At 72.0% G+C, this 23,198-nt stretch carries 25 protein-coding genes, 1 tRNA gene and 1 other RNA gene; 13 read left to right on the top strand and 14 right to left on the bottom strand.

Annotation, left to right across the window (positions count from 1 at the left end; translation table 11 throughout):
* Nucleotides 1-37: 37 nt before the first annotated feature.
* Nucleotides 38-922, top strand: coding sequence for a serine hydrolase (locus BJY14_RS21890; protein WP_179845338.1), 885 nt, complete (start codon nucleotides 38-40; stop codon nucleotides 920-922).
* 7 nt (nucleotides 923-929) lie between these two features.
* Here the strand turns inward: BJY14_RS21890 and BJY14_RS21885 are convergent, their stop codons facing one another.
* Complete coding sequence (locus tag BJY14_RS21885; protein WP_179845337.1) at nucleotides 930-1,427, bottom strand: MarR family winged helix-turn-helix transcriptional regulator; 498 nt, start codon at nucleotides 1,425-1,427, stop codon at nucleotides 930-932.
* Nucleotides 1,428-1,490: 63 nt separating this feature from the next.
* On the opposite strand from BJY14_RS21885, the gene BJY14_RS21880 reads away from it, so the two are divergent.
* The 4 genes from BJY14_RS21880 to BJY14_RS44505 all read left to right on the top strand — a co-directional run bounded on the left by BJY14_RS21880 (nucleotide 1,491) and on the right by BJY14_RS44505 (nucleotide 6,053).
* Nucleotides 1,491-1,871, top strand: a complete 381-nt coding sequence (locus tag BJY14_RS21880) for a hypothetical protein (protein ID WP_179845336.1) — start codon at nucleotides 1,491-1,493, stop codon at nucleotides 1,869-1,871.
* Nucleotides 1,872-1,978: 107 nt separating this feature from the next.
* The gene (locus tag BJY14_RS21875; RefSeq protein ID WP_179845335.1) at nucleotides 1,979-3,223 is read left to right on the top strand and encodes an SUKH-4 family immunity protein; all 1,245 of its coding nucleotides are present in this window, start codon (nucleotides 1,979-1,981) and stop codon (nucleotides 3,221-3,223) included.
* Between the two features lie 28 nt (nucleotides 3,224-3,251).
* Nucleotides 3,252-5,015, top strand: a complete 1,764-nt coding sequence (locus BJY14_RS21870) for a S9 family peptidase (RefSeq protein WP_179845334.1) — start codon at nucleotides 3,252-3,254, stop codon at nucleotides 5,013-5,015.
* Nucleotides 5,016-5,162: 147 nt separating this feature from the next.
* Complete coding sequence (locus tag BJY14_RS44505; protein ID WP_218905544.1) at nucleotides 5,163-6,053, top strand: hypothetical protein; 891 nt, start codon at nucleotides 5,163-5,165, stop codon at nucleotides 6,051-6,053.
* Here BJY14_RS44505 and BJY14_RS45425 read toward each other — a convergent pair.
* The gene (locus BJY14_RS45425) at nucleotides 6,031-6,405 is read right to left on the bottom strand and encodes a TetR family transcriptional regulator C-terminal domain-containing protein (RefSeq protein WP_246396022.1); all 375 of its coding nucleotides are present in this window, start codon (nucleotides 6,403-6,405) and stop codon (nucleotides 6,031-6,033) included. The two genes, BJY14_RS44505 and BJY14_RS45425, sit on opposite strands and share 23 nt — an antisense overlap.
* 387 nt (nucleotides 6,406-6,792) lie before the next feature.
* Here BJY14_RS45425 and BJY14_RS21855 point away from each other — a divergent pair, with 387 nt between their 5' ends.
* Complete coding sequence (locus BJY14_RS21855; RefSeq protein WP_179845333.1) at nucleotides 6,793-7,212, top strand: nuclear transport factor 2 family protein; 420 nt, start codon at nucleotides 6,793-6,795, stop codon at nucleotides 7,210-7,212.
* Here the strand turns inward: BJY14_RS21855 and BJY14_RS21850 are convergent.
* Nucleotides 7,202-8,296 (bottom strand): aspartate-semialdehyde dehydrogenase, encoded by a 1,095-nt coding sequence (locus BJY14_RS21850; RefSeq protein WP_179845332.1) that lies wholly within the window; start codon nucleotides 8,294-8,296, stop codon nucleotides 7,202-7,204. The two genes, BJY14_RS21855 and BJY14_RS21850, sit on opposite strands and share 11 nt — an antisense overlap.
* Nucleotides 8,297-8,470: 174 nt before the next feature.
* A complete protein-coding gene (locus BJY14_RS21845; RefSeq protein WP_179845331.1) occupies nucleotides 8,471-9,745 on the bottom strand; it encodes an aspartate kinase in 1,275 nt (424 codons plus the stop codon).
* Nucleotides 9,746-9,994: 249 nt separating this feature from the next.
* Here BJY14_RS21845 and BJY14_RS21840 point away from each other — a divergent pair, with 249 nt between their 5' ends.
* Complete coding sequence (locus tag BJY14_RS21840) at nucleotides 9,995-11,224, top strand: hypothetical protein (protein WP_179845330.1); 1,230 nt, start codon at nucleotides 9,995-9,997, stop codon at nucleotides 11,222-11,224.
* 32 nt (nucleotides 11,225-11,256) lie between these two features.
* Nucleotides 11,257-11,517 (top strand): peptidoglycan-binding domain-containing protein, encoded by a 261-nt coding sequence (locus BJY14_RS21835; protein ID WP_246396021.1) that lies wholly within the window; start codon nucleotides 11,257-11,259, stop codon nucleotides 11,515-11,517.
* Between the two features lie 72 nt (nucleotides 11,518-11,589).
* Here the strand turns inward: BJY14_RS21835 and BJY14_RS21830 are convergent, their stop codons facing one another.
* Nucleotides 11,590-13,032 (bottom strand): MFS transporter, encoded by a 1,443-nt coding sequence (locus BJY14_RS21830; protein WP_218905543.1) that lies wholly within the window; start codon nucleotides 13,030-13,032, stop codon nucleotides 11,590-11,592.
* A gap of 92 nt (nucleotides 13,033-13,124) precedes the next feature.
* On the opposite strand from BJY14_RS21830, the gene BJY14_RS21825 reads away from it, so the two are divergent.
* The gene (locus tag BJY14_RS21825; RefSeq protein ID WP_179845328.1) at nucleotides 13,125-13,619 is read left to right on the top strand and encodes a winged helix-turn-helix transcriptional regulator; all 495 of its coding nucleotides are present in this window, start codon (nucleotides 13,125-13,127) and stop codon (nucleotides 13,617-13,619) included.
* 23 nt (nucleotides 13,620-13,642) lie between these two features.
* Here BJY14_RS21825 and BJY14_RS21820 read toward each other — a convergent pair whose 3' ends face one another.
* The gene (locus BJY14_RS21820; RefSeq protein ID WP_281382337.1) at nucleotides 13,643-13,987 is read right to left on the bottom strand and encodes an LLM class flavin-dependent oxidoreductase; all 345 of its coding nucleotides are present in this window, start codon (nucleotides 13,985-13,987) and stop codon (nucleotides 13,643-13,645) included.
* Nucleotides 13,988-14,045: 58 nt separating this feature from the next.
* Nucleotides 14,046-15,215 (bottom strand): FAD-dependent oxidoreductase, encoded by a 1,170-nt coding sequence (locus BJY14_RS21815; RefSeq protein ID WP_179845327.1) that lies wholly within the window; start codon nucleotides 15,213-15,215, stop codon nucleotides 14,046-14,048.
* A 110-nt stretch (nucleotides 15,216-15,325) separates the two neighbouring features.
* On the opposite strand from BJY14_RS21815, the gene BJY14_RS21810 reads away from it, so the two are divergent.
* Together BJY14_RS21810 and BJY14_RS21805 are read left to right on the top strand one after the other, a co-directional pair.
* Nucleotides 15,326-15,886 carry a TetR/AcrR family transcriptional regulator gene (locus BJY14_RS21810; RefSeq protein WP_179845326.1) on the top strand — a complete coding sequence of 187 codons (561 nt, stop codon included), beginning with the start codon at nucleotides 15,326-15,328 and terminating at the stop codon, nucleotides 15,884-15,886.
* Nucleotides 15,887-16,216: 330 nt separating this feature from the next.
* The gene (locus BJY14_RS21805; RefSeq protein ID WP_179845325.1) at nucleotides 16,217-16,519 is read left to right on the top strand and encodes a hypothetical protein; all 303 of its coding nucleotides are present in this window, start codon (nucleotides 16,217-16,219) and stop codon (nucleotides 16,517-16,519) included.
* 16 nt (nucleotides 16,520-16,535) lie between these two features.
* On the opposite strand, the gene BJY14_RS21800 is transcribed toward BJY14_RS21805, so the two are convergent.
* From BJY14_RS21800 to ffs, 5 genes are all read right to left on the bottom strand, one after another.
* Nucleotides 16,536-17,093, bottom strand: a complete 558-nt coding sequence (locus BJY14_RS21800; protein ID WP_179845324.1) for a DUF5063 domain-containing protein — start codon at nucleotides 17,091-17,093, stop codon at nucleotides 16,536-16,538.
* The gene (recR, locus tag BJY14_RS21795; RefSeq protein ID WP_089310736.1) at nucleotides 17,086-17,685 is read right to left on the bottom strand and encodes a recombination mediator RecR; all 600 of its coding nucleotides are present in this window, start codon (nucleotides 17,683-17,685) and stop codon (nucleotides 17,086-17,088) included. The genes BJY14_RS21800 and recR overlap by 8 nt, the downstream gene beginning before the upstream one ends.
* Nucleotides 17,686-17,715: 30 nt before the next feature.
* Nucleotides 17,716-18,084, bottom strand: coding sequence for a YbaB/EbfC family nucleoid-associated protein (locus tag BJY14_RS21790; RefSeq protein ID WP_179845323.1), 369 nt, complete (start codon nucleotides 18,082-18,084; stop codon nucleotides 17,716-17,718).
* Nucleotides 18,085-18,260: 176 nt separating this feature from the next.
* Nucleotides 18,261-20,687 carry a DNA polymerase III subunit gamma and tau gene (locus BJY14_RS21785; protein WP_179845322.1) on the bottom strand — a complete coding sequence of 809 codons (2,427 nt, stop codon included), beginning with the start codon at nucleotides 20,685-20,687 and terminating at the stop codon, nucleotides 18,261-18,263.
* Nucleotides 20,688-20,772: 85 nt separating this feature from the next.
* Nucleotides 20,773-20,868, bottom strand: an RNA gene (ffs, locus tag BJY14_RS21780) — signal recognition particle sRNA small type.
* A 59-nt stretch (nucleotides 20,869-20,927) separates the two neighbouring features.
* Here ffs and BJY14_RS21775 point away from each other — a divergent pair.
* Together BJY14_RS21775 and BJY14_RS21770 are read left to right on the top strand one after the other, a co-directional pair.
* Nucleotides 20,928-21,272 carry a DUF952 domain-containing protein gene (locus BJY14_RS21775; protein WP_179845321.1) on the top strand — a complete coding sequence of 115 codons (345 nt, stop codon included), beginning with the start codon at nucleotides 20,928-20,930 and terminating at the stop codon, nucleotides 21,270-21,272.
* Nucleotides 21,273-21,282: 10 nt separating this feature from the next.
* A tRNA-Ser gene (locus BJY14_RS21770) sits at nucleotides 21,283-21,370 on the top strand.
* Between the two features lie 65 nt (nucleotides 21,371-21,435).
* Here BJY14_RS21770 and BJY14_RS21765 read toward each other — a convergent pair.
* Entirely contained in the window at nucleotides 21,436-22,428 is a 993-nt protein-coding gene (locus BJY14_RS21765) for a hypothetical protein (protein WP_179845320.1), read from the bottom strand.
* 78 nt (nucleotides 22,429-22,506) lie between these two features.
* Nucleotides 22,507-22,959, bottom strand: coding sequence for an Lrp/AsnC family transcriptional regulator (locus BJY14_RS21760; protein ID WP_258945124.1), 453 nt, complete (start codon nucleotides 22,957-22,959; stop codon nucleotides 22,507-22,509).
* Between the last annotated feature and the right edge of the window lie 239 nt (nucleotides 22,960-23,198).

The following is a 23,198-nucleotide window of genomic DNA, read 5'->3' as shown; positions in this document are numbered from 1 at the left end:
GCCCCGCCCGGGCTTTCATGATCATTAGCTTGGCCGGATGGCACGATCCCTCGCCGCGCTCGCGCTCGCGGCCGCGCTGCTGCCGGCCGCCGCGCCCGCCCGGGCCGCGGCCCCGGACGGCCCCTGCTCGTCGTCCCGGCACCCGAAGGCCGCCGACCGGCTCGGCGCGCGGATCAGGCAGGCGCTGCGCGGGCGCGCCGGGACCGAGTCGGTCGCCGTGTACGACCGCGAGCGCGGCATCCGCTGCGCGCTCGCCGCCGGGCGGCACTACGACTCGGCGAGCGTCGTCAAGGTCACGGTCCTGGGGGCGCTGCTGCGCCAGGCGGCCGACGAGGACCGCCCGCTGACCGGCACCGAGAGGATCCGGGCCCGCCGGATGATCACCCGCTCGGACAACCGCGCGACCTCCGCTCTGTGGCGTTCGGTGGGACGCGCCCGCATCGCGAACTTCCTCGACCTGGCGGGGATGACCCACACCGAACTGGACCCCGGCGGCCGCTGGGGGCTGACCCAGATCACCGCGCACGACGAGATCGAGCTGCTGGACCGGCTCACCTCGCCGAGCGCGCTCCTGCCCGCCAGGTCCCGCGCGTACGCGTTGAAGCTGATGCACGAGGTCGTCCCGGCGCAGCGGTGGGGGACCCCCGCCGGACGTCCCGCCGGCGTCGTCTGGCACGTGAAGAACGGCTGGCTGCCGCGCCCGGGAAGGCACTGGCGCGTCCACAGCATCGGCGGTTTCGACGGGCACGGCGATCACGGGCACGGCGAGAACTACATGATCGTGGTCCTCACGCGGGACACCCCGTCCATGGCCTACGGGATCGACACCATCGAACGCGTGGCCCGCACCGTCCACCGCGAGCTGGCCAGGACGAAGCTCCCGAAGTCGCTCGGCCGACCCCGGAAAGGCTCTCTCACCTGACCGGCGCCTACGCGGGAGGCCGCGGCCCCGCGTCCCGGCGCTCGCCGGGGCCCTGTTCCAAGGCGGCCTCATAGGCGCGTAGCGCGGTGATGACCGTGGCGCGTTCGGTGGGGGCGAGATCGCGCATGACGCGCTCCCAGGCGGAGGCGCTGCCGGAGAGCCATTCGGCGATCGGCGCGGCGAAGGCGGGGGCGATGGCGACGATGCGGCGGCGGCGGTCCGCGGGGTCGGCGGTGCGCTCCAGGACGCCCGGCCGCGACAGGTCGCTCACCATGAGGCTGACGGTCGTCGGGGCGACCTCCAGCCGGGCGGCGAGTTCGTTGACGCTCGCCGGACCGTCGTACTCCAGATGGGCCAGCAGCGCGAGATGGCGAGGCGCCAGGTCGAGGCCCCGCAGGGCCGGGGGGATGGGGAGGCGCTTGGCACGGCCGACGAGCCGCGGCATGAGCAGCAGCAGGGTGCGGACGGCCTCGTCGACGGCCGGGCCGCCCGGTTCGGTGGACATCGGCACCCTCCACAAGTACCTTTGAAGTCAAAGCCTTTGAGGCCAAAGAGAACGGGGACCACTGTGCCGCATCTGACCGCCCACCTTCCAGAAGACAAGCTGGCGGGCCGCGAATCCGAGCTCATCACCGCGCTGACCGAGGCGATCGTCGGTGTCTACGGCGAATGGGCCCGCGAGCTGGCGAGCATCCACCTGTCCGGCGTCCCCGCCGGCCGCCTCGCTCAGGGCGGCAGGGCCGTGGACACGAACATCTCGCTGATCATGGGCGTGCGGGCCGCCGCCTTCGACCGTCCCGACGCCGCCGAGATCACCGCGAACCTGGCCGCCGCCCTCACCGACGCGATCACCGCCGTCCTCGGCGAGGACCTGCGCCCCGGCACCACGGTGGAACTCGTGGCGTCCCCCCAGGAACGCACCTTCGTGGCCGGCGTCCCCGCGCCCTGACGGGCGGAGGCCGCATGATCATCAATGTCGGCGATCCGGAGACAACGCGGGAACGGGTCACTACGGTCCCTTTCTGACCGGAAACCCATTTCTGCGAAGGGAACGCCGTGGCCGCAGGCGGGGATGACGTCGTCACGCTGGACGTCGCGACGGGGAGCGAACTCGGGCTGTCCGAGGCCGACCTCACGCTTCTCACCGAGACCGGGCTGCTCAAGGACGCGGGCGGCTACTTCTGCGCGGACATCCCCGACGGGCCGCTCGGGCTGTTCACCGTCCTCCCGCTGAACGAGGACAACCGGGCCCTGATCCTCGGCGGAACCGGCCCCGACGGCGACATGCTGTACTTCCTCGACGTGCGGCAGGGATTCGTCGTGCTGTTCTCCCCGGGGGACGACGACGAGGAGCCCCAGTTCGAGATCGTGAACAGCACGCTGCGGTCCTTCGCCGAGTTCGTGGGCCGGCTGGGCGCGTACGTGTACTCGCCCTGGTCGGAGCGGCCCGCGGACGACAAGGCCCGCCTCGCGGAGATCGCCGCGGGCCTGGAGGAACTCGACCCCGAGGCGTTCGACCACCCGCACTGCTGGTGGGCGATGGCGGTCGCCCGCCTCCGCCGGGAGGCAGCGCGGCGGGAGAGGGCCCACGCGCCCGCCGAGTCGCACAGCGAGTCCTTCGACCGGGCCCTCGACCGGCTGGAGGAGAGGGGGTGGCGGCACGTCACGGGCAAGGAGTTCGCGTCCGCGACCGGCGAGTACGGACTGCTGACCCTGCCGGAGGACTTCTCGGACGCGTTCTCGACCGAGGGCGCCCTGCTCCGGGACGTCGACGTCCGCTGGCGCGGCGGCCTCCCGTCGGAGATCCAGTCGGTCTTCGCCCTGGAGGGGCTCGTGATTCACGTCCCCGAGGACGAGCCGGAGGTCGACGACGACTACGAGGCCGCGATGGAACGGCTCATGGCGGCGGTCAACGACACCGAGGGACCGGACGAGGGCACGGTGACCTGCCCGGTTCCCGCGGAGACCTCCGATCTGTGCCGGATCATGCGGGCGTTCGAAGACCTGACCGGGAAGGGGTACGTCGCCGAGCCCGCCCTCTGGCCCACCACGTCGGGCTGCTGGCAGCGCGTCGCCGAGCGGACCCAGGACGCGGAGTCGCCCAAGGCCGTCTTCTGGAACACGCAGAGCCATGACGACGCCTTCGACACCAGAGGCGACCTGGCCGGCGAGCTGTTCCTCGGCTGGGCGGGCGACCGCGAGGAGATCGCCGCGGCCCTCGCGGAGACGGGACTCGTGGTGAAGACCCCCGGAGGCAAGGGGACGACCTTCATCCTCGGCCCCGCCAAGCGCCCGACCTGATCTCCCAGGGCTCGGCGATACTGGGGGGATGGTCGACGACGAGCGCTGGAAGGCGCGTTTCCGGGCCGCGAGGATCAGCCTGCCCCGGTGGGCGCGTGACGCCCCGAGCCGCAGCATCTACCGCTCCAACGCGAGCGGGACTTGGGAGGTCTACACGTGGGACCGCGAGACGGGTGAGCAGCGCCAGGTGACCGACCGTCCCAACGGGACGTGGTACGGAACCGTCGATCCGTCCGGCGAATGGGTGTGGTGGTTCGCCGACACGGACGGCGACGAGTTCGGCGTGTGGAAGCGCGTCCCCTTCGGGGAGACCGAGAGCGTTCCGGCCGTTCCGGAGCTGGAGCCTTCGTACCCGGCGGGGCTCGCCCTCGGCCGCAGTGGCCTCGCCGTGGTCGGGCGGACGACCGAGGACGGCAACACCGTCCACCTGTGCCGGGCGGGCGCCGCGCCGGAGGTGCTCTACCACCACGCGGAGGACGCCCACGTCGCCGGCGTCTCGCGGGACGAGTCCCTGATCGCGATCGGGCACAGCGAGCACGGCGACAGCCGCCACATGGCGCTGCGCGTCGTGCGGCAGGACGGCTCGTCGGTCGCCGACCTGTGGGACGGGCCGGGCAAGGGCGTCTACGGCGCCGGCTTCGCGCCGGTCGACGGCGACGCGCGGCTCCTGGTCAACCACGAGCGGCGCGGCCGGGAGGAGATGCTCATCTGGGACCCGGTCGCGGGCACCGAGCAGGAGATCGTCCTCGACCTGCCCGGCGAGATCGGCGCCGGCTGGTACCCGGACGGGGCGGCGCTGCTGATCTCCCACTCGCACGAGGCGCGCGACGAGCTCTACCGCTACGACCTGACCGACGGGGCGCTGACCAGGATCGACACGCCGCGCGGTGTCCTCGGCGGGGCCGACGTCCGGCCGGACGGGACGGTCGAGTTCTCCTGGTCGTCCGCCGCCGAGCCGCCGGTGATCCGCTCCACGTCCGGCGCGGTCGTGCTGACCCCGCCCGGGCCCGCGGCGCCGCCGTCCGTCCCGGTCGAGGACGTGTGGGTGGACGGCCCCGCCGGACGCATCCACGCCCTGGTCAGCAAGCCCGAAGGCGACCGCCCGCACCCGACCGTCTTCGACATCCACGGCGGGCCGACCGCGCAGGACGACGACTCGTTCGCCCCCGCCGTCGCCGCGTGGGTCGACCACGGATTCGCGGTCGTCCGCGTCAACTACCGGGGCTCGACCGGATACGGCTCCGAGTGGCGCGACGCCATCGAGGGGCGCGTCGGCATCACCGAGCTGGAGGACATCAAGGCCGTCCGCGACTGGGCGGTCGAGTCGGGTCTCGCCGACCCGGCGCGGCTCGTGCTGACCGGTGGGTCATGGGGTGGTTTCCTCACCCTGCTCGGCATCGGCACGCAGCCGGACGACTGGAGCGTCGCGGTCGCGGCCGTCCCCGTGGCCGACTACGTCGCCGCGTACGAGGACGAGATGGAGGGCCTGCAGGCGTTCGACCGGTCCCTGTTCGGCGGTTCGCCGGACGAGGTCCCCGAGCGGTACCGCGAGTCGTCCCCCATCACCTACGTCGCGCAGGTCACGGCGCCGGTGCTGGTCCTGGCGGGGGAGAACGACCCGCGCTGCCCCATCCGGCAGATCGACAACTATCTGGCGCGGCTCGCCGAGCTGGGGCACCCGCACGAGATGTACCGGTACGACGCGGGCCACGGCTCCCTCGTCGTCGAGGAGCGCATCACCCAGATGGCCGCCGAGATCGGCTTCGCCCGGAAACATCTCGGCATGTCGTGATCTTTCTCCGGGACGGGCGGGCCGCCTCGCCCGTCCCGGGTTTACAAGATCGACCCTTCGGGCATCCCTCCGATCGGCCGCACGCACCACCGGTCCAGGCAGGACCGGCTCTCGCCCCCCGGACATCACCGATCGGGGGGATCGCACATGCCACGGCCGTGCAGCATCCACTGCGTCATGCCGTCCGAGTGCGGCCGGGCGCCCGGCATCGCCCACCATCCGGCCTTCCGCCCGGCCGCCGCGGCGACCGCCCTCGCCATCGCCGCCACCCTGCTCGCGCTCGCCCCTCCCCGCGCGTCCGCCGCGACGCGGCCGTCTCCCGGCCCGCGGACCGCGGCGGGCGCCGAACCACCGTTCCCGGCGGGACGCCTGCTCGCCCCGGCGTCCGCGTCCCGCCTCGAGGCTGAGTCCCCTCCGGAGGCCGCGTCGCGTCCCGAGACCGCGTCCCCACCCGAGGCGGCGTCCCGTCCCGAGACCGCGGGCCTTCCCGGGGCGGCGCCACGTCCCGAGACCGCGGGCCTTCCCGGGGCGGCGCCACGTCCCGAGACCGCGTCGCGCCCCGAGGCGGCATCGCCGGCCGCGCGGAAGCGGACCGTCCCGCCACGGGACGTCCTGCCGGACCTGCCGAGCTCGCAGCGCCTGGACCAGCAGCTCGCCGAGTACGCGCTGCGGGCGAGCGGCATCGGCTGGCGCTCCACCGGCCGCTGCTCCGACCGGACGGTGCGGACCTGCACCTCCTTCGAGGGCATCCGCTGGGGAACCCTCCGAAGCCTGATCGATTTCGCGGAGTCGAGCGGCTGCGAGGTCACCGTCACCGGCGGCACCGAGCACGGCCACGCGGGCGGCACCTACAGCCACGCGAACGGCTACAAGATCGACATCGCGACGGGGACCTGCGTCGACGAGGCGGTGCGGCGCTACCCGTCCATCGGCGTGCGGGGGGACGGCGCGCGGCTCCACCGGTCTCCCGAGGGCGTCGTGTTCGCCCGCGAGAAGGACCACTGGGACATCACGATCAGGCGCGGACCTCGCGGATGATGCCGACCAGCTCGCGGGTCACCGACTTGAAGCCCGGGATGCGCGACATCGCGACCATGCGGTTGACCAGCGGAACCGTCCGCTCGACGAGGAGGTAGGTCTTGCGGCAGCCGGGCGAGCTGTCGTGCACCCAGTACAGCACGATGCCCATCGAGTAGATCCACAGCAGCTCGGGCAGCTCCGCGCGGAACTCCTTGTCGATCTTCAGGTCGGAGCCCTCGACGACCTCGCGGTAGATCGCCACCGCCGAGTCGCGGGCCGGGCCCGACTCGGCGCTGAACGGGTTGAGCGGGCTGGTCGGCTCGGCGGCGAACTTGAAGAACTTCCCGGCGAACTCGTGGTACGGGATCATCGTGTCGACCCGGGCCTTCAGGACGCCCAGCAGCCGGGGCGCGAACTCGCGCTCGGCGTCCAGGACGGCCCCGGCAGGCGGCGACGTGCTCGTCCTGCAGCTCGTCGTAGTACGCCTGGATCAGCTCTTCCTTGGACCCGAAGTAGTAGTAGGCGTTGCCGACCGAGACACCCGCCTCCTTGGCGATCGCCCGCATCGTCGTCTGCTCGTATCCGCGCTCCCGGAACAGGCGCAGCGCCGTCTCGACGATCAGGGCGCGCGTCTGCTCGGACTTCACGGCCTTCGTCTCGGTCACGCATGCCACCCTAAGCCCGAGTACGGCCTCCCGCTCGTGCCGCCATCCGCCGCGCGGTGCAACCCGTCGTCCCGCCGCGGTGTTCACCGCGCATGACCGATGCCCTGGAAGCCCTCGAACGTTTCTACGCCGCCGAAGCGGACTACCTGGCCGCCGGCGGCCCCGGGAAGGGGGACTTCTCCGTGATGGCGGCGCACCTCGCCCCGGACGTCGTGATGTACCAGGCGCCCAGCCTCCCCTACGGCGGGACGTGGCGCGGCCACGACGGCATGGAGCGGTTCATGGCCGTGATGAGCGAGCTGTGGTCGGAGCTGACGTTCCGCGAGCAGCACTACGCGGTGGACGGCGAGACGGTCACGGTCCGCAACGACTGCGTCTTCCGGGCCCGCGCGACCGGGCGGGAGGTGGACACGTCCGTCCTGCAATGGATCACGGTCCGGGACGGCCTGGTCAGCGAGTTCCGCCCGTTCTACCTGGACACCTCCGCCGTCCTCGCGGCCCTCAGGGGGTGAGCTCGGCGGCGACCAGCTCGGCGATCTGGGCGGTGTTGAGCGCCGCGCCGTTGCGGAGGTTGTCGCCGCACAGGAAGAGGTCGAGCGCCTTCGGGTCGTCCAGCGAGCGCCGCACCCGCCCCACCCACGCGGGATCGGTGCCGACGACGTCCGCGGGCGTGGGGAACTCCTGCGTCTCCGGGTTGTCGCACAGGACGACGCCCGGCGATCCGGCGAGGACTGCCTGCGCCTCCCGCTGGTCGACCCGGTCCTCGAACACCGCGTGGACCGACAGGGAGTGCGCCGTCACCACCGGGACGCGGACGCACGTCGCCGTCACCCGCAGGTCGCGCAGGCCGAGCACCTTCCTCGACTCCTCCCGGATCTTGAGCTCCTCCGAGCTCCAGCCGCCGTCGCGCACCTCGCCCGCCCACGGCACCACGTTCATCGCGAGCGGCGCCGGGAACGGCCCGAACTCGCCGACCGCGCAGCGCAGGTCGCCCGCGCGGTTGCCGAGCGCGCGGTCGCCGCCGACCTTCTCCATCTGCTCGTACAGGGTGTCGACGCCCTCCAGGCCGACGCCCGACGCGGCCTGGTAGGACGACACGACGAGCTCGCGCAGCCCGTACCGGCGGTGCAGCGCCCCGATCACCATGATCATCGACAGCGTGGTGCAGCTGGGGCTCGCGACGATCCCGCGCGGGCGCCGGCGCACCCGCTCCGGGTTCACCTCCGGGACGACGAGCGGCACGTCCGGCGCCATCCGGAACGCTCCGGAGTTGTCGACGGCCACTGCGCCGCGCCCCGTCGCGACCGGCACCCACCGCGCGGCCACCGCGTCCGGCACGCCGAACACCGCGATGTCGACGCCGTCGAACACCTCGGGCGCCAGCGGCGCGACCTCGACGTCCGCGCCGCGCAGCGCCAGCGTCCGCCCCGCCGACCGGGGCGAGGCGACCAGCCGGATCTCCCCGTACACGTCGCGGCGGGTGGACAGCAGGTCGATCAGCACGGCCCCGACGGCCCCCGTGGCTCCGACGACGGCGAGCGTCGGCCCGCCCGTCCCCCTGGTCCTCGCGCCGGCCGGCCGGGCATTCAGGGCCATGGTCGCGTCACCCTCTCGCCGTCGAGTCGTCCGCACGTCCAACTCCCGCCGCGTGCGGCCGGTTCCCTCGACGACCCTCCCACCGCGGGCGGACGGCGTCAGCGTCACGCGTCACAGGACGAGCACGACAAAGCGGGCCGCACGGAAATCCGTGCGGCCCGCTCGGACGTGCGGTCAGCGGCCGGTGCCGCCGTAGACGACGGCCTCGACCTGCTCGGCGTCGAGGTCGAACGCGTGGTGCGCGGCGGCGACCGCCGTGTCGATGTCGTCCTGGGCCACGACGACCGAGATCCGGATCTCCGAGGTGGAGATCATCTCGATGTTCACCCCGGCCTCGGCGATCGCGCCGAACAGCGAGGCGGTGACGCCCGGGTGCGACCGCATCCCGGCGCCGATCAGCGACACCTTGCCGATGCGGTCGTCGTAGCGCAGCGACTCGAAGCCGATCTTCTCCTTCAGCTTGTTCAGCGCGGTGAGGGCGCTCTGCCCGTCGGTGGACGGCAGCGTGAACGAGATGTCGGTGCGCCCGGTGGACGCCGCCGACACGTTCTGCACGATCATGTCGATGTTGATCTCGGCCTCGGACAGCACCGTGAAGATCGTGGCGGCCTCACCGACCTTGTCGGGCACCCCCACCACGGTGATCTTGGCCTCGCTCCGGTCGTGCGCGACGCCGGAGATGATCGCCTGCTCCATGTCCTGTCCTTCGATCTCGCTGCTGTCGACGACCCACGTGCCCACCTTCTGGCTGAACGAGGACCGCACGTGGATCGGGATGTTGTAGCGGCGCGCGTACTCCACGCAGCGCAGATGCAGGATCTTCGCCCCGCTGGCCGCCATCTCCAGCATCTCCTCGTAGGAGATCTTCGGGATCTTGCGGGCGGCGGGCACGATGCGCGGGTCGGCGGTGAAGACGCCGTCGACGTCGGAGTAGATCTCGCAGACGTCGGCGTCCAGGGCCGCCGCCAGCGCGACCGCCGTGGTGTCGGACCCGCCGCGGCCGAGCGTCGTGATGTCCTTGGTTCCCTGCGAGACGCCCTGGAACCCCGCCACGATGCAGATCGAGCCGCCGTCCAGCGCGGTCCGGATCCGTCCCGGCGTCACATCGATGATTTTGGCTTTGCCGTGCGAGCCGTCAGTGATCACACCGGCCTGGGAGCCGGTGAACGAGCGGGCCTCGTGGCCCAGGTTCGCGATGGCCATGGCCAGCAGCGCCATCGAGATCCGCTCGCCGGCGGTGAGCAGCATGTCCAGCTCACGGCCGGGCGGCAGGGGGCTGACCTGCTTGGCCATGTCGATGAGGTCATCCGTCGTGTCGCCCATGGCGGACACAACGACGACCACGTCGTTGCCCGCCTTCTTCGTTGCGACGATGCGCTGGGCGACCCGCTTGACGCCTTCGGCGTCGGCGACGGAGGAGCCACCGTACTTCTGCACGACAAGAGCCACGAGTGGGCGCTCCTCGGATCGGGGTCAGGCGTTTCGGTCGTCGAGTCTACAGAGCCCGCGCCGGTGGGTCACGACCAGGTAACTCCGTGACCAGGACCGACCCCCGCGTCCCACCCCCTCCGGACCCCCGCGCGGCATGCACGACCGTGGCGCAGAATGTACGCGCCATGGATTCTTGACGGCCGGTACGCGCGAATAATCTGAGGCCGAGGGCGGTGCACGGACGAGTGCCGTACCGAGGGGGTGCCGATGTGGCACTGGCTGTCGCGAACACCGATCTCGCGGATATACGAATGGAACCGTGAGCGGGCCTCATGGGTCCTCTGCGAGGGAGTGCACGCGAACGTCCGGGAATTGGAGGCCCAGTTGGCCTCCAAGGGCACGCGCCCGCAGTCCGCCGAGCACGCGCAACTCGTCTCCAATGCCTCACTCGCCCTGGACAATGCCTGCCGGGTCCTCGATCTCGACAAGCACACCCGAGCCCGGACCTCGTCACACCTGGCCGCGGCTCAGATGCATGTCAATTCCGCTCGGACCATGTGGCTGCGCACGCTTCCTTCAGAGGACCTCGTACCCCACCTTCCGGACCTTTTCGCCATCATCAAGCAGCATCTCCCCCCGGACGACACCCGCCGGATCGCCGCCGAGAAGGCCGCGTGGGAACTGCAGCAGGCGTGCGCCGCGAGCCAGAACGCCCACGCCGCGGCGGGGCGACACCACTGGTGGACGGCGACGCGCGGTGCCGACCATTCCACGCCGTCGATTCCGCAGTTGTCGACCGTGCTGGACGCGGTCGATGCCGCGCGTGAGGCCTCCCTGCGCGAGAGGCTGCGCGCCGTGAATTTTGCGCGAATCGTCTGGATGACGGCGTTCGGCTTGTTCTGTCTCGCGTGCGCTCTCGCCGTGGCCGGGGCCTTCTGGAAGTCGGCCGTGCCCCTGTGCTTCACGCCTGCCAACAAGATCGCCTGCCCCAGCCGGACCGTCGATGTGCCGCCTGCGAGCGCTCCCGGCTCGGTGGCCTCGCCGGGCGATTACGCCATCGTCGAGATCGCCGGGCTGACGGCGGCCTGTATCGCGGCGGCCGCCGCCCTGCGGAAGGTCCGGGGCAGCTCGAACGCCTACGGCATTCCCGTGGCGCTGGCCTTGCTGAAGCTCCCCACCGGGGCGCTCGTGGCCGTGCTCGGGATCATGCTCCTGCGCGGCGAGGTCGTGCCGGGGCTGAGCGCCCTCGACTCGTCCGGCCAGATCATCGCCTGGGCGGTCCTGCTCGGCTATTCGCAGGAGCTGTTCACCAACTTCGTGGACAAGCAGGGCCGCCAGATCCTGGAAGGCGTGCACGGGACCGCCGACCCGAAGACGCCGCGGGAGACCTCCGTCTCGGAGGCGACGGCCACGGCCGCGGTGCCGGCACCGCCCCCGGCGTCCGTGCCGGTTCCGAGCCGCGACGGTGAACGGCGGCCCGCGAACGCGGACAAATGAACCCTCCACCCATCCATGAGGAGGTGATCGGCATGACCGATCAAAGCGTGCAAGAAGCGGTACAGGCTCCGCCCTGGCCGGGCCGGTTCCTCGCCCTGATGAAGGGCGACGACGTCCGCACCTGGCAGGACAAGATGCTCAAGCGCGGCTGGACGAGCCTCGTGGTCGACGGCATCTACGGCACCCACTCGGAGGAGGTCTGCGTGGCCTTCCAGAGGGAGAAGGGGCTGAACGTCGACGGCATCGTCGGACCGCAGACCTGGGAGGCGACCTGGAAGGCACCGATCACGTAGCGCCCTCCGCGCCGCCACCGGGCGGGCGTGCCGGTCCATGGCACGCCCGCCCGTCGCTTGTCCTCGGCTGCCCTAGGCGGCGGTCTTGACGGATTCCTGTGCCGGTTCGGCGGCCTTCGCGGGACGAGCGCGGAGGCCGAACGCCGTGATCAGGGCGGCGGCGACGGCCGCGGCGAAAGGGACGGCCAGGGCCGCCCGGAGCGCGTCGAGGCGGGCCTCCGGAGACTCGTCACCGCCGAGCGCCGCGACCTGGACGGCCGTCACGGCGGAAAGGCCGAGGGCCGCGCCGAACTGGATCGCCGTGTAGAGCAGGCCGCCCGCCAGACCGTGCTCGCGCTCGTCGACGCCGTCCGTGGCGGCCATCGTCAGCGGGCCGTAGGCCAGGGCGAACGCCAGACCGAGCAGCGCCATGATCGGGAACATGGCGGTGTAGGCCCAGTCGAGCCCGACCGGCAGGAACAGTCCGTAGGCGACGGCCGCGAGGACGATGCCGCCCAGCAGAACCCGCGGGTTGCCGAAGCGGTTCACCAGGCGCGGGGTCAAGGTCGGGGCGAGCACGGTGTCGAGGCCGATGACGAGCATGCCGAGGCCGGTCTGCCACGTCGTCCACCCCCGGAGTTCCTGGAGGTACAGGGTCATCAGGAACTGGAAGCCCGCGAAGGCGCCGATGAACAGCAGCGCGCTCGCGTCCGTCCGGACGAGGGCGGCCGACCGCAGGGCGCCGAGGCGGACGAGCGGGCTCGGCGACCGGCGCTCGATCACGGTGAACACGGCGAGGAGGAGCAGTCCTCCCGCGAAGACGGCCGCGGTGAGCGCGGCGCCGTCGCCGGGGCGTTCCAGCCGGACGACCCCGTAGGCGAGGAGCAGCATGGCGCCCGTGATGGCGAACGCGCCCGGCAGGTCGAATCCGCGCGCGCCCCTCCTCGGCCCGGCGGCGTCCGGGTCGGCGACCAGCGGGACGGCCGCCGCCAGCAGCAGCGCCGACAGGATGACCGGCGCGAAGAACACCCAGCGCCAGCCGAGCGACGTCAGCAGGCCGCCCGCGACGAGGCCGAGCGAGAAGCCGCCCGCCGCCGTCCCCGCGTAGACGCCGAGCGCCCGGGTCCGGGCAGGCCCGGCCGGGAACGCCGCGGTGACGAGGGCGAGCCCCGCCGGTGCCATGAACGCCGACGCGACCCCGGTGACGAACCGCGCGACCAGCAGCATCCAGCCCTCGGTGGCCAGGCCGCCGAGGCCGGAGAAGACCAGGAAGACCGCCAGCCAGAACAGGAACACCCGCCGCCGGCCGAGCAGATCGGCGGCGCGCCCGCCGAGCAGCATGAACCCGCCGTAACCGAGGACGTAGGCGCTGATGACGCCGCTCAGCATCCCGGTCGAAAGCCCCAGGTCCGCCCGGATCGACGGGAGCGCGACGTTGAGCATCGCCACGTCGATCCCCTCCAGGAAGACCGCACCGCACAGGACCAGCAGCGACGCCCAGGCGCGGCCGTCCATGCGGGACGCGGATGTGGACATGACCCGGCTCCTCTCCTCCGAGGCACCGGTTCCCCCGATGGGTGCCGGTTCCCTCTTGTTACCGGCAGCATCGTCCGACACCATCGGGAAGCATGGAAGACGGAACTTTCGCGTCCCCCGGTTACTGCGGGGTCACCGCCGCCGACGAGGACGTTCTGCAGTGGCACACCCGCAACGACTGCGAGGTCCGGCAGATCCTCGACCGCATCGCCGACAAGTGGTCCCTGCTCGTCATCGCGCTGCTCGACCAGCGCACCCTGCGCTTCACCGAACTCCGCCGCCGGATCGACGGCATCAGCCAGCGGATGCTCGCGCGGACGCTCCGGCACCTCGAACGCGACGGGCTCGTCAGCCGCACCGTCCACCCGACCGTCCCGCCGCGCGTCGACTACGCGCTCACGCCGATGGGCGCGACCCTGCACGAGACGATCCGGTCGCTCGTCGTGTGGACCGAGGAGCACCAGAGCGCGATCGCCGCCGCCCGGACCGCCTACGACGCCCGCGCCGAAGCCGAGCGGCGCGTGGCCGAGCAGGAGGCCGCCGAACGCGACGCCGTGGCCCGCGACGTGCTGGCCCGCGGTCGCTGACCTCGCGGTTCACCCGGCCGGTTTCACGGGAAACCTGACGGGACGGTGACGTCAGAGCGCCGGCGGGCCCTGTTCGATGCGGCGCAGGACGGGTGCCGCCGGACGTAGGCGGCCAGGTCGCGGACGTCCTCGACGTCGGGCGCGCGGCCGTGGGAGCCGGGGCCGAACAGCGGGACGGCGCCGTCCCAGCGGGCGGCCCGCCGCATCGGCCGCCGGTTCGGCCAGAACCCGGCGATCCACACCGGCGGTCGCGGCCGCTGCGCCGTGGCCGGAAGCAGCGCCACGTCCTCGACCCGGTAGTGCCGCCCGTGGTGGGTGACCGGCTCGCCGGACCAGTAGCGTTCGAGCAGGCCGAGCCCCTCGTCCAGGCGCTCGGCCAGCGCACCCCCGCATGCTGCGCCGCCACCCCCGCCTGCGGCAATGGGTTTAGTGGCGGGTGGGGTCGGTGGACAGTTCGGAGAGGTTCATCGCCATCGTGCGGTGGACGGCGGGGATCCAGTCGAGGGTGCGCAGCAGGGTGTTGCGCATGCCGCGCAGCACCGGGCTGCCGACGGTCGCGACGTTGGTCATCTTGTCGGTGAAGGAGACGACCTGCTCGGCCACGGGACGGCGCTCGGCCTCGTACTCGTCCAGGACGGTGTCGGGCGCGCCGTCGCCCAGCACGGCGGCGAGCTTGCCGGCGAGGTTGAGCGCGTCCTGGATGCCGGTGTTCATGCCCTGCCCGCCCGCCGGGCTGTGGACGTGGGCGGCGTCACCGGCGAGGAAGGCGCGGCCCGCGCGGTAGTGCGCCGCCAGCCTGTGGTGGACGCGGAAGCGGGAGCTCCACACGACGTCCTTGATCAGCGCGGGGTGGCGCCTGGGGCCGCGCGCGTCCATGAGCGCCTGGACGTCGGCGGCGGTCGGTTCCCGGGGCGCCTCGTCGACGGTCGCGACGATGCGGTGCCGCCCGCCGGGCAGCGGCGCGACGACCGTGACACCCTCCGCGGAGAAGAACAGCATGACCTCCTCGCTGCCGCCGGCCCAGTCCAGGTGCACGTCGGCGAGGACGAACGACTGCGGGTAGGCGTCACCCTCGAAGGCGATCCCGGCGTGTTCGCGGACGGTGCTGTGCATCCCGTCCGTCCCGACCGCGTAGGCCGCGCGGATCTGCCCTCCATCGGCCAGGGTGGCCGTCACCCCGTCTTCGTCCTGCTCAAGCCCGGTCACCTCGAAGGGCCGGTGCACGACGCCGCCCGCCGCGTGCAGCCGTCCGAGCAGGATCTCCTCGGTGACGTTCTGCGGGACGAGCAGCGTGTAGGGGAAGTCGGTCGGCAGGTCGCCGAACTCGACGGTGAGCAGCACGCGGTCCCGCTCCCGGACGGTGAAGCGCGGCACGATGATGCCGCGCTCGACCAGCTCGCCGGTCGCCCCGACCTCGCGCAGCGTCTCCAGGGTGCGGGCATGGACCACGGCCGCCCGGGAGGTGTTCGCGCCCTCCGCCGCCCGGTCCAGCAGGACGGCGTCCACCCCCTTCTGCCGCAGCGACGCGGCGAGGGACAGCCCGGCGGGCCCCGCGCCGACCACGAGCACGCCGGTCGACTCCGGAAGAGCGTTCATGATCACTCCAGTTGCCAATAGTTGTTTGCCAACGCTTGATGGCCAACTTGTGATGGACTCTAGACCGTTGTCCTCGTGTTTGCCAACGCTTGATGGCATAGGTTGGCGGCATGGCTTTCACCGAGCGTTCGGCGGCGACCCGGACGGCGATCCTGGACGCGGCCCAGCGCCGGTTCGCCGAGGACGGCTACGAGCGCGCGACGATCCGCGCGATCGCCGCGGACGCCGACATCGACCCGTCCATGGTCATCCGTTACTTCGGCAGCAAGGCCGAGCTCTACGCCGCCGCCTCGGTCATCGACCTCGCCGTCCCCGACCTCGGAGGCGCCGACGACGCGGCGGCCGCCTACATCCAGGCGTTCCTGGCCCGCTGGGAGACCGGCGAGAACACCGCCGAGGCCGTCCTGCTGCGCACGGCCCCCACCCACCCCGACGCCGCGGCCCGCGTCCAGGCCATCTTCGACAAGGAGATCGTCCCGGCCCTGGAGAAGGCCCTGCCGGACGACCCCGCCGTCCGCGAGCGCGCCGCCCTCCTGCTGAGCCAGACGCTCGGCATCGCCTACTGCCGCTACCTGCTGGGCATCGAACCCCTGGCCTCCATGGACGTCCAAGAGATCGCCGCCATGGCCGCCCAGGCCGCCAGGGTCCCCCTCCACAACCCCCGCACCTGAACCGGCACACCCGACCAGGGATCAGAACTCGTCGAGCCCACCAACCTGGCCGACCGCGAAGATATGCCGAGTCGCAGCACAGATCGCCTCCAGCGTCGGAAACGGGATGAGGTCGCTGAGGCGCTGGTGACGTGAGGGTTGCTGTGGGGTGAGCGGTATGAGGCTCTCCGGGCGCCGCCCAGATCGTTTTTGCGGACCACCCGGACGGGGGGTCAGGCGTCTATGTAAAGGCAGGCGTTGGCGGTGTGCCGCGGTTCATCTCGTCCACCGGGGATCCGCCGCGTCCGTGCCATGACCCGGTGAGGGGCGGGTGCGGTGGTGAGGGAGCTGATGGGAGAGCTGATGGGCCAGTTCGACGAGTTGCCGAGGGTTCGCCGGGGACCGCTGCCGTCCCTGTACGCGGCGCTGCGGCGGAGGGCTCCGCAGGTGGCGACGGGACGACCGGACGGGGGCGGCGGTCTGCTGCACGTCTCGTACCGGGGCCAGGAGGCCCGGGTCGCCTGGGACGACGATCTCGGACAGTTCGCGTGGCACTCCGGGGGAAGCGGTCAGATCGGCTCGGACGTCGAGAAGGCGGCCGAACTGATCGCGTGGGCGCTGGGCGCGCGGACCGGCCCCGCCGCGTCCGGCTAGGCGAGGCGCGGCCGGGTCAGGCAGGGGCGGCTTCCGTGGCCGCCTCCGTGGCGACGCTCAGGCGGGCGTTGGAGACGTAGGCGTGCAGGGCCCGCAGGGCGGCGCCGGCGTGGTTGCCCCAGTGGTTGAAGTAGGAGTACTGCCACCACCAGAGGGCCTCCAGAGGACGGTCCTGGTTGTAGTGGCGGAGCCCGTGGACGAGGTCGCTGGCGACGTCCACAAGGTCGTCCGACAGGCGGTAGGAGGTCGGCTCGGTGTCCTTGTAGGGGTCGAAGACCTCGACGTACTCGTCCATGGCCTGGAGGCGCTCGGCCAGGCCCTGCCGGATCGAGTCGAGGTCGGGGTCGTCGCCCACCTCGGGCTCCCAGTTGTCAGGAAGGATCACGTCGGCGCTGGCGCCGAGCTGCGCGCCGGCCAGGATGACCTGCGACACCTCCAGCAGGAGAAGCGGGATCGTGTGCGTCCCGCCGTCGCCGCGGGCGACCGCCTCCAGGCCGTCCAGGTAGTTGTCGACGTGGCACGCCACGCGTTCGGCGAGGGCGTCCCAGTCCTGCGGGCTGTTGGTGTCAGACATCGAGCAGCCTCCGTCCTTCGAATGCGCGGCCCAGCGTGACCTCGTCGGCGTACTCGAGGTCGCCACCCACCGGAAGGCCGCTGGCCAGTCGGGTGACGGTGATGTCCATGGGCTTGACCAGCCGGGCGAGGTACGTCGCGGTCGCCTCGCCTTCCAGGTTGGGGTCGGTGGCGAGGATCAGCTCGGTCACCGCCCCGTCCGCGAGCCGCTGCATCAGCTCGCGGATGCGCAGATCGTCCGGGCCGACGCCCTCGATCGGGCTGATCGCGCCGCCGAGCACGTGGTAGCGGCCGCGGAACTCGCGGGTCTTCTCGATCGCGACGACGTCCTTGGACTCCTCCACCACGCAGATGATGTGGGGGTCGCGGCGCGCGTCACGGCAGATCCGGCACTCCTCTTCCTCTGCAACGTTCCCGCAGGTTTTGCAGAAGCGGACCTTGTCCTTGACCTCTTTGAGCGCCTTGCCGAGACGCTCGACGTCGGCCGGGTCGGCGGCGAGGAGATGGAAGGCGATCCGCTGCGCGCTCTTGGGGCCGACACCGGGCAGCCTGCCCAGCTCGTCGATGAGGTTCTGAACCACCCCTTCGTACAACGGACCCCTCCTTTCTTAGCGTGTCTCGGTTCAGGCGCCGCCGAGGCCGGGGAAGCCGCCGGGGATGCCCCCGCCGCCGCCGAGCCCCTGGGCGAGCGGGCCCATCTTCTCCTGCTGGAGCTCCTGCGCCTCGCGGGCCGCGTCGCGGATCGCGGCCAGCACCAGGTCGGCGACCGTCTCCGCCGTGTCGGCCGGGTCGTCGGCGTCGATCGCCCTCGGGTCGATCGTCAGCCCCGTGACCTCGCCCTGCCCGTTGACCTTCGCGGTCACGAGCCCGCCGCCGGCGGTCCCCGTCACCTCGGTCTCCGCGAGCTCGCGCTGGGCGTTGAAGAGCTGCTCCTGCATGGCCTGCGCCTGCTGGAGGAGTTCCTGCATGTTCAGCTGACCACCGGGTTCCACGGTGCACTCCCTCTTCCGGCCCCCGAGGGCCTTCTCTCTGGCGCTCCGCCAGCCACCGGACGTCCGTCCCACGAGACTACGGGCTCCCACGCCGTTTCGGTACGCGAGGACCCCAGCGCGTCATTTCGGAAGCACATCCGGGATTCGGCCGCCCGCCGGCCCCCTCCGCGGCCGGGTCAGGAAGCCGAGTTGTCGATCTCGCGGATGATCTGGCCGCCGAGTTCGCGCTGGATGAGGGCCATTCCGCTCATCTCGGCCTCGGTGCCGTCGGCGTCGGCGTCGCCCTCCGGGTCGACCTCGTCGCTCTCGTCCACGGGAGACGGTTCGGGCGGCGGAGGCGGCTCGTCCGGCGGCGGAGGCGGCGGCTCCGGGGCACGCTCGGCACCCCGCGCGGACGGCTGCGCGGACGGCTGCGCGGACGGTGGCGCGGACGGCTGGAAGGGCGGCCGCGGCTGCGGTGCCGGGTTCGGTGTGGCCGCCCCACCGAACCCCGCGCTAGGGCCCGGCCTTCCCCCCGGTGGGGATCCGCTGGGCGCTCCGCCCACGACGGTCTCTATCCGCCAGTCGACGCCCATCCGCTCCTTGAAGACCTCGCGCAGGACGGCGTCGCGGCCGCCGTTGACGAAGCCGAGGCGGCGCCCCTCCGCGTCGAAGCCGAGCGTGAGGACCTTGCCGTCGAGCGAGACCGGCTGCACCCCGGCCATGATGACCATCCAGGTGGCGCGGCTCTTCTGCTTGACGGCCTCGACGACGTCCGGCCACAGCCGCTGGATGGTGGAGAAGTCCACCCCTCCGCCTCCTCCGCCGGACGCGGCGGGGGCCGGCGGTGCGCCGGAGGGTGCGGGGGGTGCGCTGCGTGCGTTGTTCGGCGCGGCCGGGGACCGGTTGGCCGCGGCCGTGGCCGTGGCCGGAGACTCGGTGGCCGGGGAGCGGTAGGCCGGGGACTCGGGGGCCGGGGGCCGACTGGTCGGAGAGTCGGTTGCCGGGGGCCGGGTGGCTGGGGAGTCGCTGGCCGGGGGCCTGGTGGCGGGGTCTGCCGCGCGGTTATCCACAGAATCGGATTCTGCGGGTGCTGTCCCAGGGTGGGGGTTGACACTGGAAGTGGGGTCGGCCCCCCGGGAGGGAGGGGACTGGGTTCCGGGCGTTTGAGAACCCCCGTCGCGGGACGCGGTCGCCCCTGGCTGCGTCGTCGCTCCCTGTCCTGTCGCGCCTTGCGTCGGCGCCCCCTGGGCGGGAGCCCCCTGCGTCGGCGCCCCCTGCACGGGACCGCCCTGCACGGGACCGCCCTGCACGGGACCGCCCTGCGCGGCGCCGCCCTGGACGGGGCCGCCTTGGGCGGGAGCCTCCTGGACGGGGGCCGGCGCCGCGGACGCGAAGGCCTGCGCCAGAGGGTCGCCGCCCTGCCCGCCGCCGAATCCGGCCTGGCCACCGCCGAAGCCGCCCTGGCCGGCCTGGCGCTCCAGACGGTCGAGGCGGGCGAACATGGACGCCTCGTCCTCGTACGCCGCCGGCAGCAGGATCCGGGCGCAGATCAGTTCCAGCAGCAGCCGCGGGGACGTCGCGCCCCGCATCTCGGTGAGCCCGGTGTGCAGCAGGTCGGCGGCGCGCGTCAGCTCACCGGGCCCCATCGAGGACGCCTGGCGCCGCATCTGCTCCAGTTCGTCCGGCGGGAAGTTCAGCAGCCCCGTCCCCCCGGCCTCCGGGACGTTCGAGAGGATCACCAGGTCGCGGAGGCGTTCCAGCAGGTCGGCGGTGAACCGGCGCGGGTCCTGACCGCTCTCGATCACGCGGTCGATCGCGGCGAACACGGCGGCGCCGTCACGGGAGGCGAAGGCCGCGACGACCTCGTCCAGCAGCGCGGAGTCGGTGTAGCCGAGCAGCGACACGGCCCGCGCGTACGTGATGCCCTTCTCGTCCGACCCGGCGAGGAGCTGGTCGAGGATCGACAGCGTGTCGCGCGCTGAACCGGCCCCGGCCCGGACGGCCAGCGGCAGGGCGGACGCCTCGTACGGGACGTCCTCGCTCTCCAGGATCTCCTCTACGAGGTCCTGGAGGACGCCAGGCGGGATCAGCCGGAACGGGTAGTGGTGGGTCCGGGACCGGATCGTCCCGATGACCTTCTCCGGCTCGGTGGTCGCGAACACGAACTTCAGGTGCGGCGGCGGCTCCTCGACGAGCTTCAGCAGCGCGTTGAAGCCCTCGCGGGTGACCATGTGCGCCTCGTCGATGATGTACACCTTGAAGCGCGACGCCACCGGGGCGAAGAAGGCCCGTTCCCGCAGGTCGCGGGCATCGTCGACACCGCCGTGGGACGCGGCGTCGATCTCGATCACATCGATGTGCCCGGTCCCGGACGGTCCGAGCGCGACGCACGAGTCGCACTTGCCGCACGGGTCGGGGGTCGGCCCCTGCTCGCAGTTCAGCGAGCGGGCGAGGATCCGGGCGCTGGACGTCTTGCCGCAGCCGCGCGGACCGCTGAACAGGTACGCGTGGTTGATCCGGCCGTTGCGCAGCGCCTGCTGGAGGGGCTCGGCGACGTGTTCCTGCCCCTTCAGCTCGGCGAACGTCGCTGGCCGGTACTTGCGGTACAGAGCCAGACTCATCGGGGGTCCGCCCTCCCTCGAGAAGCAGAGCGTCAGAAGCGCCGTGTCGCCGTGGACCGGTCGTCGCGGACCGATCGCCGTCAAACCAAGGGACCCCCCGCACACCCGCCAGAGCCTGCTTATCCTTGCTGCCTTCCGGCCCTGGGGAGGTTCACAGGGTGACGCCGTGCGAGGGGTCTGCCCAGAGTCTATGGCATCCCGAGCCCAGGATGGCCACGCATTCCAGCGTAGTCTCCGCTCATGCCCGCCTCTCCCCAGGACACGCTCCTGCACATCGCCGAACGAACCCACTGGGAATCCGCCCGGAGCACGGGCGTGGCGTACACCATGTCCACCCTGGGCCGGACCCTGGACGAGGAGGGCTTCATCCACTGCTCGTCCGACATCGCCCAGGTGGAGGGCGTCCTGGACCGCTTCTACGGCGACGTCCCCCGCGAAGCGCTGGTTCTGCTGCTCATCGACGTGTCCCGACTCGACGCGCCCGTCCGCTATGAGCCCGCTGGGGACGAACTGTTCCCCCACGTCTACGGACCGATCCCGGTCGACGTGGTAATTGATGTCAGGTCACTGCCCGAGAACCGGTAGGCTTCCCCGTGGAGGATTCGCCTAGTGGCCTAGGGCGCACGCTTGGAAAGCGTGTTGCGTGCAAGCGCTCGCGAGTTCGAATCTCGCATCCTCCGCCACACCGAGGCCGGTGCCCGACGCGGGCACCGGCCTTTCGCGTGTCCCGACCCTTCAGCAGGAGCTCCTACCCCTCTTCGGCGGTCAGCTCCGCGCGGGCTTCGCGGACCTCGTCAAGCGCGATCTCGGCTTCGATCCCGAAGTGGTGGCGGCAGGTCCAGGCTTCCAGCGGGAGGCCGCCGAGCGTTCGGTGCCGCCATCGGTAGGCGCGCCGTCCTCCGGGGGTGAGCATCAGTTCGGCGTCTCTGCGGTAGCTCTCGAAGTCGTCGAGGTCCGGATGGGCGGCGTGGTCGCACGCCGGGGTCTCGTCGCAGCGCCGCGCGGCGGCTTCCAGGGCGTTGATGATCTCGTCCAGGACCTCGGCGGATTCGACCCGCTCGGAGACGGCGTACGGGAGCAGCGCGCAGTTGGCGACCACCAGGCCCGGCAGTTCGGGCGTGTCCTCGCGCGCGGCCTGCAGCAGGGCACGGGCTTCGTCGACGAGGGTCTCGTAGGGGTCGCCGTGCGGGTGGTCATAGATCACGTCGGAGAGGTACTCCAGGCCCCGCCCGATACTCGCGGGGGCCCGGACCGGGACGTCGTCGAAGGTGCCGGGGGACGCCGCTTCGGCCGCCGCCCGCGCGAACCCGGCGACGTTGCGCGGACACCCCCACCGGCCGGGATCGTCCAGGGGCGGTCCGGCGCCCACGGCCCGCAGGGCCATCTCCTCCGGACGGAACCTCCAGTTGAGACCTTCGGCGTCGAAGTCCGTCAGGTACGGGTGGTCGGCGTGGTCGCAGGGTTCGCCGTCCAGCCGCTCGGCCGCCGCGGTCAGGGCCGCCACGACAGGCGCCGCATCGGGCAGAGCCATTCCCTCCAGACGGGCCGTCAGCGTCAGGACGCCCAGCGCCCACGCCAGGGCGTGCGGGCCCTGCGGGGCGGCTCCCAGGTGGGCGACCGTCCCCTGCATGAGGTCCGTGTACCGCCGCGAGCGGACGCCTGAGGTGTTGGCCCAGTCGGCGGCGAGAGCGCGCCAGGCGTCGGGGGAATCCGGAACGCCCAACGGATCGATATCGGTCATACCGGTTCCGACGAGAAGATGATCAAACCGGTTCCGGGACTCCCGCCGCACCTGCGAACTGGCGGCGATGGAACGGCGTCACTGACCGATCGGGGAGATGGGGCGTTCGAAGAACGTCTCCAGGACCACCGTCGCCTTCGTGCCGCTGACGCCCTGGATGTCGTACAGCCGCCGCAGGACGTCCTGGAGCCGCGCGGTCGTCGACGTCCGCACCTTGACGAGCACGGACGCACTGCCCGCGACGACGTGGGCCTCCTGCACCTCCGGTATGGCGGCGAACTCGGCGGCGCGGTCGCCCATCCAGACCGAGGAGTCGATCAGGGCGAAGGCCAGCACGCCCTGCCCGAGCGCGGCCGGCTCCACGTCCACGCTGGTCCGCCGGATGACGCCGCGCTCGCGCATCTTCCGGACCCGCTCGTGGACGGCCCCGGCCGACAGGCCGACCGCCGTGCCGAGCGCCGCGTAGGACCGGGTGGCGTCCTGCTGGAGGAGTTCCAGCAGCTGACGATCGATGTCATCCACGTTCCTCACAAGATGACTGTATCGCGTACGATCATCCCGAAGTTGTTCTGAAGAATATTCAGTCACGGCGCGGTGAGGGGAAACGATGCCCAAGGAAGCGGCCGACGGGATATACGAGGTTCTGGACGAGCGCTTCCGCGCCGGACATTGCTGCCATGGCGACCAGCACCTCGAACGCCTGCAGTCGGACGGCCGCTGGGCCGAGGGGCCCTGGAGGGCGGCGTGCACTGCTACGTGCCGGACGGCAC

The sequence above is a fragment of the Actinomadura luteofluorescens genome, from assembly GCF_013409365.1.
Lineage (GTDB): Bacteria > Actinomycetota > Actinomycetes > Streptosporangiales > Streptosporangiaceae > Spirillospora > Spirillospora luteofluorescens.
Note: the sequence above shows the minus strand (reverse complement) of the source record. Positions and strands in the feature narration are given on the sequence as shown.